Origin of the sequence: Rhodococcus sp. ARC_M12 (genome assembly GCF_022810385.1) — a bacterium.
Lineage (GTDB): Bacteria > Actinomycetota > Actinomycetes > Mycobacteriales > Mycobacteriaceae > Rhodococcoides > Rhodococcoides navarretei.
On record NZ_JALGQI010000019.1, the window covers coordinates 60554 to 73681 of the forward strand.

Annotated in this window: 9 protein-coding genes, 1 tRNA gene and 1 pseudogene; 2 read left to right on the plus strand and 9 right to left on the minus strand. The window is 64.6% G+C overall.

Translation table 11 applies throughout. From position 1 onward, the window contains the following. Positions 1-13: 13 nt before the first annotated feature. From MTX35_RS21870 to MTX35_RS21895, 7 genes and pseudogenes are all read right to left on the minus strand, one after another. Positions 14-1063, minus strand: a complete 1050-nt coding sequence (locus MTX35_RS21870; RefSeq protein ID WP_243596993.1) for a zinc-binding dehydrogenase — start codon at positions 1061-1063, stop codon at positions 14-16. Positions 1064-1166: 103 nt separating this feature from the next. Continuing rightward, positions 1167-1242: transfer RNA gene (locus tag MTX35_RS21875), tRNA-Thr, on the minus strand. A gap of 84 nt (positions 1243-1326) precedes the next feature. Then, positions 1327-2463, minus strand: a complete 1137-nt coding sequence (locus tag MTX35_RS21880; protein WP_374230344.1) for a DNA polymerase III subunit delta' — start codon at positions 2461-2463, stop codon at positions 1327-1329. Beyond that, positions 2460-2498, minus strand: a pseudogene (locus tag MTX35_RS26300) (hypothetical protein). Before MTX35_RS26300 ends, MTX35_RS21880 begins: the two are co-directional and overlap by 4 nt. Before the next feature lie 117 nt (positions 2499-2615). Continuing rightward, a complete protein-coding gene (gene topA / locus MTX35_RS21885) occupies positions 2616-5609 on the minus strand; it encodes a type I DNA topoisomerase (protein ID WP_243596994.1) in 2994 nt (997 codons plus the stop codon). Between the two features lie 109 nt (positions 5610-5718). Beyond that, complete coding sequence (locus MTX35_RS21890; RefSeq protein WP_243596995.1) at positions 5719-6306, minus strand: hypothetical protein; 588 nt, start codon at positions 6304-6306, stop codon at positions 5719-5721. Between the two features lie 148 nt (positions 6307-6454). Continuing rightward, entirely contained in the window at positions 6455-6658 is a 204-nt protein-coding gene (locus MTX35_RS21895) for a cold-shock protein (RefSeq protein ID WP_005248460.1), read from the minus strand. 397 nt (positions 6659-7055) lie between these two features. Between MTX35_RS21895 and MTX35_RS21900 the strand changes: the two genes are divergently transcribed. Beyond that, a complete protein-coding gene (locus tag MTX35_RS21900; protein ID WP_243596996.1) occupies positions 7056-9425 on the plus strand; it encodes a DEAD/DEAH box helicase in 2370 nt (789 codons plus the stop codon). Positions 9426-9433: 8 nt separating this feature from the next. Here the strand turns inward: MTX35_RS21900 and MTX35_RS21905 are convergent, their stop codons facing one another. Together MTX35_RS21905 and MTX35_RS21910 are read right to left on the minus strand one after the other, a co-directional pair. Next, positions 9434-10228, minus strand: coding sequence for a CPBP family intramembrane glutamic endopeptidase (locus MTX35_RS21905; protein WP_243596997.1), 795 nt, complete (start codon positions 10226-10228; stop codon positions 9434-9436). Between the two features lie 284 nt (positions 10229-10512). Next, entirely contained in the window at positions 10513-11289 is a 777-nt protein-coding gene (locus MTX35_RS21910; RefSeq protein WP_243596998.1) for a FadR/GntR family transcriptional regulator, read from the minus strand. A gap of 113 nt (positions 11290-11402) precedes the next feature. Between MTX35_RS21910 and MTX35_RS21915 the strand changes: the two genes are divergently transcribed. Beyond that, positions 11403-13097, plus strand: a complete 1695-nt coding sequence (locus tag MTX35_RS21915) for an L-lactate permease (protein ID WP_243596999.1) — start codon at positions 11403-11405, stop codon at positions 13095-13097. The last annotated feature ends 31 nt before the right edge of the window (positions 13098-13128 follow it).

The window sequence follows — 13128 nt, forward strand, 5'->3', positions numbered from 1 at the left end:
GTGTGCCTGGAGATCACGCCTGATCGAGGACCACCGGAGGAACGAGCACGAACTTTCCGACGTGGTCCTTCTCCAGGAAGCGCTGCTGCGCCGCCGCGATCTGCTCGAGCGGAAACGACTCGGCCAGCAACGGACGAATTTCACCCGCTTCGATGTAGGACACGAGGTTCGGAAACACTTCCTCATTCCACGCTGTGCAGCCGAGGAGCGTCAGATCGTTCAGGTACATCGTCCGTAGATCCAACGCGACGAGGGGTCCCGCGATCGCACCCGAGGACACGTACGTTCCCCCACGAACGAGAAGGTCGAGCAGGGGACCGAAACCGTCGCCGGCAACGTTGTCGATCACCACATCGACGCTATGCGTGCCGAGGGTGCCCACCAGATCTGCGTCGCGCGCGTAGACCTCGTCGACGCCGAGTTCGCGGAGTTGGTCGTGCTTGGCGCGGCTCGCGACGCCGATCACGCGCGCGCCGCGTCGGGCGGCGAGTTGTACTGCGGCAGAACCGACTCCACCCGAGGCACCGGTGACGAGCACCGTCGACCCTCGACGAAGTCCCGCGCGGGCGATCATGTTCTCCGCCGTGCCGTAAGCACACGGAATGGTCGCCAGCTCGGCGTCGGTCCAATCACAATCGACCACGAAGACCTCGCTCGCCGGAACGACGACGAACTGGGCGAACGCGCCGTCCATATCCGAACCCAGCCAGCGCGTCTCGCCCGACGAGAATCCGTCGACACGCATGCACGATCGAACCAGGACCCGGCGACCGACGATGGATTCCTCGGTCCCGGCACCCGCGCACACGACCCCGCAGCAGTCCGTGCCCTGAATCAGCGGAAAGGGCGTCGCATCGTTCCACCCGCCGTCGGAGTACCAGCCCACGCGCGTGTTGATTTCGGTGTTGTTCATCCCTGCCGCCAGAACTCGCACGAGCACCTCACCCGGACCCGGCACTGGCGTGGGCACCTCGGACACGACGAGTGTGTCGTAGCCACCGGCGCCGGTGGTGACGATTGCCGTCATCAGGTCACGAGCGCTGTGCACCTCGTCAGTTCGCATGAACTGATTTTGCAGGAACGACGCGGCGAACAGGTCGATTCGGCGCTGGATCGCGCTACCGAAAAGGCCCCCGACACACTGTTGCATGTCGGGGGCCTGCTGGTGGAGCCGCCTAAGAGAATCGAACTCTTGACCTTTTCATTACGAGTGAAATGCTCTACCGACTGAGCTAAGGCGGCGTGCCTTTCGGCGTTGGTGAGTCTAACGGAGGAGCCCGTCGAAACTAAAATCGCCCTCCCCCGAGCCTCGATGCCGGCCTGCTCCTAGCGCAGGACATCCCCGAGCGTCGCCACCATCGCATAGATCGCAAACTTCGGCTTTGCGTTGACCGCCAACGACTCTCGGCATTCGAGGATTGCCTCGATACTCTTCAGCAGCGCCTCGGGCGGCACCGCTTTTGCCATGCGCTCGACCTGCTCGGCCATGTCGGGGTGCGTCGCGGTCGCGGTCGATCCGTACGAGCGCGCAAGGGCATCTCGATACAGTCCGACCAGATCCATCAGCGCGCGATCGAGTGAATCGCGACCGGTTCTGGTGGCACGCGACTTCTGCCGCTTCTCGAGATCCTTGAGCACCCCGGCGGAGCCACGCAGCGCGCCCGCCGCACCCTTCCCGGTACCGCCTGCGCCCAGAGCAGTCCGCAGCTCCTCGGTCTCGGCCTCGTCACGCGAGGCACTCATCTCCTTGGCCTCGTCCTCGGCAGCCTTCACCAGCTCCTCCGCCGCGAGGTACGCCTGATTGGGCCGGGCCGCAGCCGACGCCAGCGCCAGTGCCCGTTTACGCCGCGCCCGCGCATCCTCGTCGGTGGCGAGACGGCGCGCCCTGCCCACGTGGCCACCGCTGATCGACGCGGCCCACTCGGCCGTCTCGGCGTCGAGCTTGTCGCGCGTCTGCAGCACCTGCGCGATCGCCGGCACCGTAGGCGTCACCAGCGAGACGTGACGGCACCGCGAGCGCAGAGTCACCGAGATGTCCTGCGGATCGACCGACGGCGCGCACAACAGGAATACCGTCCGCGCGGGCGGCTCCTCGACGACCTTGAGCAGTACGTTTCCGGCACCTTCGGTGAGCCGGTCGGCGTCCTCGACCACGACCACCTGCCACAACCCGGTGCTGGGTCGACGCGAGGCGATGGAGACGATGTCGCGCATCTCCTTGGTGCTGATGCTCAATCCCTCGGGCACGACGCGTCGCACATCACCGTGGGTACCGGCCATGGTCGTCGAGCAGGCCTGGCAGTGACCGCACCCCGGAACGCCCTCGGTGGTGCACTGCAATGCTGCCGCGAAACACAGGGCGGCGATGGAACGACCGGACCCGGGCGGGCCGGTGAACAGCCACGAATGCGTCATCGCCGACGAGTCGACGCCGGTGCGAGCAGCCACCGCTGCGGCCGTCAGATCGGCCTCGACATCTTCCTGACCGACCAATCGATCGAACACACCCGCCATGCACGCAACCCTAGTGGTTGGGGCCGACAACCCGAACCCGCGAACTCGAAGTTACGGACGCGTTCGGCACGACAAACGTCCACAACTTCGAGCTCGACCGGCTATTCGCTGTCGGTCTTCTTCGCCGGGCTCTTCTTGGCCGGAGCCTTCTTCGCAGCAGTGGTCTTGGTAGCGGTCTTCTTGGCCGCGGCTTTCTTGGCCGGAGCCTTCTTCGCTGCGGCCTTCTTCGCCGGAGCCTTCTTCGCAGCGGCCTTCTTGGCCGGAGCCTTCTTCTTCACCGGTCCACGAGCACGCCTGTCCGCCAACAACTCCGACGCACGATCGTCGGTGATCGACTCGACCTCGTCGTCCTTGCGCAGACTCGCGTTGGTCTCACCGTCGGTGACGTACGGCCCGAAGCGACCGTCCTTGATCACCATCGGCTTCTCACTGACCGGATCGACGCCCAGCTCACGCAGCGGCGGCTTGGCCTCACCCTGACGACCCCGACGCTTGGGCTCGGCGTAGATCTTGAGCGCCTCTTCCAGCGTGACGGTGAACATCTGATCCTCGTCGGCGAGCGAGCGAGAATCGGTGCCCTTCTTCAGGTACGGGCCGTAGCGACCGTTCTGCGCCAGAATCTCTTCCTTGGACTCCGGATCGACTCCGACGACGCGCGGCAACGAGAGCAGCTTGAGCGCATCCTCTAGCGTGATGGTCGCCAGGTCCATGGACTTGAGCAGAGAACCGGTGCGCGGCTTGGGGCCGGTCGCCTTCTTCGCAGCCGCCTTCTTGGCCGGAGTCTTCTTGGCCGCGGCCTTCTTCACCGCAGTCTTGACGCCACCGCCGCCGTCACCGTCGTTACCGGACGGCACCGGGACGATGTCGGGCTCGGGAGGTGTGGGTTCGGGTTCCGGCTCGGGCAGGATCTCGGTGACGTACGGCCCGAAACGACCTTCCTTGGCCACGATGTCATGACCGGTCAACGGGTCGACACCGAGCTTGCGTCCCTCTTGCGGTGTGGCGAAGAGCTTTTCGGCGAAGTCGATCGTCAACTCGTCCGGCGGGAGATCGTCGGGCAGGTTGGCGCGCTGGCTGATCGGATCCCCGTCGGGATCGTCGTCGTTCTTCACCATGCGCTCGAGGTACGGACCGTAACGGCCTACGCGCACATGGATTTCGCGACCCTCGGAGTCGTCGAACAAGCGGATGGAGTTGATGGTGCGCGCATCGATCTCTTCGAGATTCTGGCCGACCATCTTCTTCAGGCCACCGGAGCGGGCCACCGAACCTTCGGCACCGGTCTCGCCGCCGAAGTAGAAGCTCTGCAGCCAATTTCCGCGTCGCTCACGGCCTCCCGCGATGGCGTCGAGGTCGTCCTCCATGCCTGCGGTGAAGTCGAAGTCCACCAGACGCCCGAAGTGCGCCTCCAACAAAGCAACCACCGAGAACGCCACCCACGACGGCACCAGTGCGCTGCCGCGCTTGTAGACGTACCCGCGGTCGAGGATGGTCTTGATGATCGACGAATACGTCGACGGCCGACCGATTCCCAGTTCCTCGAGCGTCTTGATGAGCGACGCCTCGGTGAAACGCGCGGGCGGGTTGGTGGTGTGACCGTCGGGATCGAGCTGGGTTGCGGTGACGGCCTGGCCCTGAACCAGTGCGGGCAAACGAGATTCGGCGTCGTCGGACTGTCCGCCGGCCTGATCGTCGACGCTCTCCACGTACGCCTTGAGGAAGCCGGCGAACGTGATCGTGCGACCCGATGCGGAGAACGTGCACTCCTCGCCGGTTCCTGCCGTTCCGGTGATGCGCAGTGTCAGCGTGGTGCCGCGAACGTCGGCCATCTGCGACGCAACCGTGCGCTGCCAGATCAGCTCGTAGAGCCGGAATTCGTCGGTCTGCAGGGCCGAGTGCAACTGACCGGGCGTCTGGAAGACGTCACCGGACGGGCGGATCGCCTCGTGGGCCTCCTGCGCGTTCTTGACCTTGCGGGTGTACTGACGCGGCGACGGATGGACGTACTCCGGTCCGTAGAGCTCGGTCGCCTGGGTGCGTGCCGCCGAGATCGCCGACGCGGACAGCGTCGTCGAGTCGGTACGCATGTACGTGATGTAGCCGTTCTCGTACAGCCGCTGCGCAACACGCATGGTGCGCTCGGAACTGAAGCGCAACTTGCGGGCGGCTTCCTGCTGCAGCGTCGACGTCATGAACGGCGGGTACGGCTTACGCGTGTAGGGCTTGTCCTCGGCGGACGCGACCGTCAGATCGACGCCTTCGAGAGCCTCGGCGAGGCGTCGGGCACGGGGTTCGTCGAGGACGGTGACCGCGTCGGACTTGAGCTTGCCGTCGGCCCCGAAGTCGCGGCCGGCGGCGACGCGATTGCCGTCGACATTGACCAGACGGGCACCGAAACTGCGCGGCGTGGCGTCGGCTCCGGCGTCGAGCGTGGCGGAGATATCCCAATACTCGGCACTGCGGAACGCCATCCGCTCGCGTTCACGCTGGACGACGATGCGGGTGGCGACCGACTGCACTCGGCCTGCCGAGAGCTTCGGCATGACCTTCTTCCACAGCACCGGGCTGACCTCGTAGCCGTAGAGACGGTCGAGGATACGACGGGTCTCCTGGGCATCGACGAGGTCTTGGTCCAGGTCGCGGGTGTCGGCCGCAGCAGCGAGGATGGCCGGCTTGGTGATCTCGTGGAACACCATGCGTCGAACGGGGATCTTGGGGTTCAGGGTCTCGAGGAGATGCCAAGCGATGGCCTCACCCTCGCGGTCGGGGTCAGTGGCGAGATAGAGCTCGTCGGCGTCCTTGAGCAGGCTCTTGAGCTCTGCGACCTTGCTCTTCTTCTCGGGCGAGACGACGTAGAGGGCCTCGAAATCGTGGTCGACGTCCACGCCGAGACGCGCCCAGGGCTCACCCTTGTACTTGGCGGGGACGTCCGCGGCACCGCGGGGAAGGTCGCGAATATGGCCGACGGAGGCCTCGACGACGTAGTTGCTCCCGAGGTACGGGGCGATCTTCTTTGCCTTGGTCGGAGACTCGACGATGACCAGACGACGTGGCTCGGCGGAGCTGTCCCCCGTGCCGTTGTTACGTGCTGCCACCTTGCTGCCGAACCTTCCCTAGTGCGTTTTCACAGGCAGATTTGCCTGTCCCACTACTAACAGACTGACATACGTCGGCCAAATACTCGCAGATCAGTCATAGATCGTCCTACTCGGCGTGGGGCCAATTGGTACGCGCGTCCACGTTCTGTGGAGCCTCCCCGACGTTCTCGGTGAGGCGCAACAGCCGCCGTCGACCGGTGATTCGCAGGCCCGGATTGGAGCCGCGAGTGCCGATGAGCGTCGGAGCAATGCCCGCGCGCATCAACGACTGAGCGAGGACGGAGTGAGTCTCCGGCGCGTGCGGATCGAGGCCCAACACGTAGCGTTCGCCCTCCGCCTCGGGGCGACCCGACGCGAGCACCCAGGCGCGCAGTTCGCGCGAACCCGGTACCCACCCGGGCGGGACGGCCTTGACCGCGCCCTTGGTCCACAGAGACGCCAATGCGGACAGTTCGGGCACCGACGCCGTACGCACCAGTGGCCTGTCCTCTTCCGATCGACCGAGCTCCGGCGTCAGACCGCATTGCTCGATGAGTTCGGCGATGGCATCCGCGCGCCACTGCGCGTCGACCACGACGGAAATTCGGGCCGCACCCGCGGAGGTGACGACATGGCCGGTGGCAGCCAGCAGCCCACTGAGATCGGTCACCGCGGGCGGCAACGACTCGGCGGAGAAGAACGACAGCTGGTTCACAGCATGGACATTAGGACATCGACGCCCGCGCTCACGGCTTTCGGCACACCCCGGTGGTTCGCGGAAACGAAACATCCCCCTTTCCCATCGGTCCTGCAAGACCGATGGGAAAGGGGGATGACGGTTCTCGACTCCGAAAAGAAGAGAATCAGACTGCGCGAACGCCCGTTGCCTGAGGACCCTTGGTGCCCTGACCGACCTCGAACTCGACGCGCTGGTTCTCCTCGAGGGTGCGGAAGCCGCTGCCCTGAATCTCGGAGTAATGGACGAAGACGTCAGCGGAGCCGTCTTCTGGTGCGATGAATCCAAAGCCCTTTTCGGCGTTGAACCACTTCACAGTTCCCTGAGCCATGCTTTTCCTTCTCTTTCTAACACCGGATTCGATGGAGCGCACTTTCGGTCCATCGGGCCGGTTCCGACCGCTGCACTTTCTACGAATCCCCCTCAGGATTCCCCCTGACGGACGAGCTCTTCCAGTACCGCGCCCGCAACGATAGATCCTGCGAGCGTAGAACGAACACAGAAGCTGCGACCGGGACAAGTGAACCATGAGTTCAGCGTTCGCAACAGTCGAAAGTCGACCCTTTTCGAACAATTTGTCCGTGTTGTCGAAACGGACAACGTCCGACGGGCGAACAGCCGCTGCCACCAGGGCACGAACGAACCCAGCAGGGTGCGCGCTAGCATAAGGTTTGGTCGCGAAGAGCCCGACGGCACTTGTAGATCGAACGAATGCATGGAGACCGGCAGTGAGCGAGACACATCCGCACGGCAGTGCGGATGTCGGGAGTTACGGGCAGCGGTTGCTCGATCGAGTGTTGGCTGGATCGCCCGCGAGCGAAAGCCCGTTGACCCACGTCGCCGAACTGCCGGCACGGGCCTCGCAGTTCGCCTCCTGGCCGTCGTGGGTGGGCCCGGAAGTGGTGCAGGTGATCACCTCTCGTGGGATCTCACAACCGTGGACGCATCAGGCGCAGGCGGCAACACTCGCGGCCGAAGGCAATCATGTGGTGCTCTCGACGAGCACCGCTTCGGGTAAATCGCTGGCGTATCAACTGCCGATTCTGACGACACTGTCCACCGATGCCCGGGCAACCGCACTGTATCTGGCCCCCACCAAGGCCCTCGGTGCCGATCAGCTACGCACCACGATCTCGATCACCGACGAGTTACGTTCGGTGTCAGACGAACTCGCCGAGGTGTTCCCCAGCGCGTACGACGGCGACACCCCGATCGAAATACGTCAGTGGGCCCGCGCCAATGCGCGGTGGATCTTCACCAATCCCGACATGCTGCATCTCGGCATCCTCGGCTCGCACGAGCGGTGGTCGCGCTTCCTCCGCAATCTCCGATACGTCGTGGTGGACGAATGCCATTACTACCGTGGCGTTTTCGGATCCAACGTGGCCTTGGTGCTGCGTCGGTTGCGACGTCTGTGCGAACGGTACGGAGCATCCCCGGTGTTCGTGCTCGCCAGTGCGACGACGTCCGAACCGGGGCGAGCAGCCAGTCGACTCATCGGAGCGCCCTGCGAGGAGATCACCGAGGACGGGTCCCCGCACGGGGCCCGCACCGTCGCACTGTGGGAACCACCGCTGCTCAAGGAGATCACCGGCGAAAACGGCGCTCCGGTAAGGAAGTCCGCCGGTGCGGAAGCGTCGCGCATCATGGCCGACCTACTGGTGGAGGGTGCCCGAACGCTGGCGTTCGTGCGGTCCAGGCGCGGAGCCGAGGTGACCGCGCTGGGTACCCAGAGGATTCTCGCCGACGTCGATCCGCAATTGGTACGACGCGTCGCCGCCTATCGCGCAGGGTATTTGGCCGAGGACCGGCGCAAGCTCGAATCCGATCTGTCCGACGGCACCCTACTCGGCGTCGCGACCACCAATGCGCTCGAATTGGGCGTCGACATCGCCGGTTTGGACGCGGTGATCGTCGCCGGTTTCCCCGGCACCGTCGCGTCGTTCTGGCAGCAGGGTGGCCGGGCCGGGCGACGCGGGGAGGGCTCGCTGCTGGTGCTCGTGGCGCGCGACGATCCGCTCGATACGTATCTGGTGCACCACCCGGCAGCGCTGCTGGACAAGCCCGTCGAGGCGACCGTCACCGATCCCACCAACCCGTACATCCTTGCTCCGCAATTGCTTTGCGCTGCAGTCGAACTGCCGATCACGCTGGCCGAGGCCGAGGGTTTGAGCGCGGAATCGGTACTCGAAGAGCTCGAGCTGAAGGGCTACGTGCGCAAGCGTCCGCACGGCTGGTTCATCACTCCCGAGGGCCAGCAACTCTCACCGCACGGTGCGGTGAACATTCGCGGCGGAACCGGTGTGCAGGTGGCCATCGTCGACGGCGAGTCGGGCCGCATGCTGGGCACCGTCGACGGGGGTCGAGCTCCTGCCACCGCCCACCCGGGTGCCGTCCACATCCACCAGGGTGAGTCGTTCGTCGTCGACGAACTCGATCTCGATGCCGGTCTCGCGCTGGTGCACGCGGAGCAGCCCGAGTGGAACACCTCGGCCCGCGAGGTCACCGACATCTCGATCACCGCGGTGCACGAATCCATCGACTACGGCGAGGTACGCGTCGCGCTGGTGCAGGTGAACGTCACCCATCAGGTCGTCGGATATCTGCGACGCCTCCTCTCCGGCGAGGTACTCGATTCCATCGAACTCGACATGCCTGCACAGACCCTCGACACCCGAGCCGTCATGTACACGATCACACCGGAGTTGTTGGAGCACAGCGGTGTTCCGTACGAACGATTCCCCGGATCGCTGCACGCGGCAGAACACGCTGCCATCGGATTGCTCCCTCTGGTGGCGACCTGCGATCGCTGGGACATCGGCGGAGTCTCGACGGCCCTGCATCCCGATACGGGCCTGCCCACGGTCTTCGTCTACGACGGATACGACGGCGGAGCGGGATTCGCCGATCGCGGTCACGTGGCCATCGCCGATTGGCTCACGGCCACGAAAGACGCCATCGTCTCGTGCGAATGCCAGACCGGCTGCCCGTCCTGTGTGCAATCACCCAAGTGCGGAAACGGCAACGATCCACTGGACAAAGACGGTGCTGTTCGAGTGTTGACTTCGGTACTGGCGGCCATCACTCGCGAGGGGTGAGCCAGGATTCATTGCACCACCGCGCATTCACGTTTGACGATGACCACAGCAGCCGCGGCTGTCGCAATGACGACGAGCAGAATGACGGGCAGGCTCAGATCGTGCAGCACCCCGTCGCCGAAGTCTCCATCGAGGAACACCGAGAAGTCCCACAGTCCGTGGAAGAACATCGCGACGACGATCAGCCCGAACCCGCGCCGGAACAGGTAGAGAACGAAGCCACTGAACGTCGCCAGCACAACCTGGAAGATGCCGGACGGTCCCTGTCCCATGAAGATGTTCGGAATGTGGAACAGACCGAATGCGACCGCTGTCCACAACGCGCACCAGGCCTCCGGCCGCCCGCCGCTTCGCATGCTGCGCAGAAAGATTCCACGGAACAGCACCTCCTCGGCGAATCCGACGAGCACCGCCGTCAGCGCCACGGCCACGATCAGGTCTGCGCCGACCACCGCCCAGTCGACGGCGATCAGCCGCGGGACGATGGCAAGACCGAACAGAATCGGCGGCACCCAGAGAACTACCGACATGGGCAGCCGCACCGAGTCCCGCCAGATCGAGTCCCATCGCGCCCAGAAGAGAAACGCGACGAGAAGCACCGATCCCACCGCCAATGGAATGACCGCGGTTCGGTAGACATTGTCGGTGGTGGCGAACCAGTCGCCGTAGTCGATCCCCGAGGCGAATTGCATGCCCGCAACGACGATGATGTAGGCAATCACGACGGCGATTCCGACGAGCGGAGTCGGCGCGATGCGGTGCGCACGGACCCCCTGCGTCGATTTTCCATGCACAGCGTTCATGGCGTTCTCGCACCTTTCGAGAAAACTGTCGGGTCAGGCAGCCACGACGACGCGGACGCCTCTTGTGTCCACGATGACGCCGGCCGGTCCGCTGCCACTAGTTACTTTGGTCCTCATTTCGGATTCGTCGGTAGACCCTGTGGCCGATCGCACCCCCGGGCGAATGCACGGCTCGGCACGACAACCGTCGTGGCGCAGCTCGAACCGGTGGATACACCGATCCCGAAACAGCCTGTGCGCGTGCAACCCGATGCGTAACCAGGGACGGTGTCACCGCCGATGTGTCACGACGGGTCCGTCCGGCTGCGAATGGACAGTGCCGCAGCGGACGATCGGATGTGTTCTTCGGCCGACTTCATTGCGAGCTCCGCATCACCGGCTTCGACGGCGGCCAGAATCTGCCGATGTTCGGCATTCAGCTTGTCTGCCAACGAGTCCCAATCCTCGATCTCCAACAACGCAGCGAGGATGGGCGCACGCATCGATTCTCGGATTGCCGCGGTGAGCGACGCAACGAAGTCATTACCCGAGGCCTCGGCCAACGCGATGTGAAAGTTCGTGTCGGCGTCGTTGAAGACCTCTCGGGTGACACCCCGCGCTGCCATGATGTCCACCGCGTTCCTGGCCTGCTCGAGCTTGTCCTGATCAGGCGCGACCGCAGCAAGGTGAACACTTGCCCGCTCGAGAGCCACTCGGGTGCTGATCAAGTCGTCGATCCTGAAGTTGGCGAGCGCTACGTGCAGGCGAAGGAGACGAGTGAGCGCCGGCCGCGGCAGAGCCGCAACGAAGGTGCCGGCCCCTGGCCCCGATCCCGGTGACGAGCGCAGAATTCCGCTGCTCTCGAGGACGCGTACCGCTTCCCGGACCCCGGCCCGGCTGACGTCGAGCTGAGCTGCGAATTCCCGCTCGGGCGGCAGCGGATCCCCGACCCGGAGATCACCTGCCATGATCCGCTCCTCGATCGCGTCGATGACCAGCTCGTGCGCGCGGGCGCGCCGCACCGGCTTCCACGAAAGCGGTTCGTTCTGCGCCCGTCCAGCGTCGTCAGCCATATCGGTCATCCAACCAGAAGAAGGTTTGTGGCCTCAGCCTCTTGACCCCATCGAGTGTGATCCATAGCATTCATCATGTGGTCAGACCTCACACACCTTGAAGGTCTTGGAATGGAGCAACTGTGTACACACCCGATCTCGAACCGCTCGCGGGCAGCATCGGATTGTCCGCCGCGGTGGCGTGTCTACCGCTGCTGACGGTCTTCGTCGCGTTGGGCATTCTTCGATGGAAAGCCCACTTCGCCGGCCTGGCCGGGCTCGCCGTCGCGTTGGCCGTCGCGATCTTCGCCTACGACATGCCGGTAAACCTGGCCGGGCTGTCTGCCACCCAAGGCTTCGTCTTCGGGTTGTTCCCGATCGTGTGGATCGTGATCTGCGCGATCTGGTTGTACGAGTTGACCGTGGCGAGCGGGCGATTCGACGATCTACGCCGCATCATCGACGCCATCTCCGACGATCCGCGCATCCAGGCAATCATCATCGCGTTCGGCTTCGGTGGACTACTCGAAGCGCTCGCCGGATTCGGTGCCCCCGTCGCGATCACGGGCGTCATGCTCCTGGCCATCGGTTTTGCTCCGATGCGCGCAGCAGTCGTCGTACTGCTCGCCAACACAGCTCCGGTTGCGTTCGGAGCCATCGGCATTCCGATCCTCACCGCGGGCAACCTGACGGGCATCGATTACCACGAGATCGGCGCGTACGTGGGCCACCAGACCCCGTTCATCGCCCTGTTCGTACCACTGTTCATCGCGTTCCTCACCGATGGTCGACGCGGTGTCGCACAGACGTGGCCGGTCGCCGTGGCCGTCGGTGTCGTGTTCGCCATTGCCCAGTGGGTCAGTGCAACCTGGATCTCGGTCGAGCTGACCGACATCATCGCCTCGCTGGCAGGCATCGCTGCCGCAGTGGTCGTCCTGCGGTTCTGGAAGCCGGCCGGATCCGACGAAGCCCGTGAGCGCATCCTCTTGGACCGAGACGCCAATCTCGATTCGGGCAGTTCGGGCAGTTCGGGCCCCGCTCCGATCACACCTGCACCCGTCGCCACTCGCACCCTCGAGGCCACGCCCCTGACGACGCAGCGCGTGTGGCTTGCACTGTTTCCCTATCTACTGATCATCGCGGTGTTCTGCGTGGCCAAACTCTGGTCGCCGGTCACCAGGTTCCTGGCGTCGACCGACATCGCGGTTCCGTGGCCCGGCCTCGACGGCAACATCCTCACCGCGGCGGGCTCACCTGCCACCACCACCATCTACAAGTTCACATGGCTGTCGACACCGGGAACATTGCTGCTGATCTGTGGCGTCATCGTCGCTGCCGTCTATCGCGTCAGCGCTCCCGACGCCGTCCGCCTGTTCGGAAGCACCCTGATCAAACTTCGATTCTCCGCACTCACGGTCGGCGCGGTCCTTTCACTCGCCTACGTGATGAACCAGTCGGGGCAAACCATCACCATCGGTACCTGGATTGCCGGCACCGGCGCATTCTTCGCCTACCTCTCCCCGATCCTCGGGTGGCTGGGCACTGCAGTCACCGGTTCGGACACCAGCGCGAACGCACTGTTCGCGACGCTGCAGCAGACCGCCGCGATCAACGCCGGCATCGACCCCACCCTGCTGGTCGCCGCCAACACCTCGGGTGGTGTGGTGGGAAAGATGATCAGCCCGCAGAATCTCGCCATCGCCGCGTCCGCGGTGGGTTTGGTCGGTCGAGAGTCCGAGATATTCCGAAAAGTCATCTGGTGGAGCCTCGGCCTGCTGCTTGCCATCTGCCTCCTGGTCGGACTGCAGAGCTCGGTACTGGCCTGGATGCTTCCCTGACCCGTCGTTGTCAACATTGACCGAAACACTG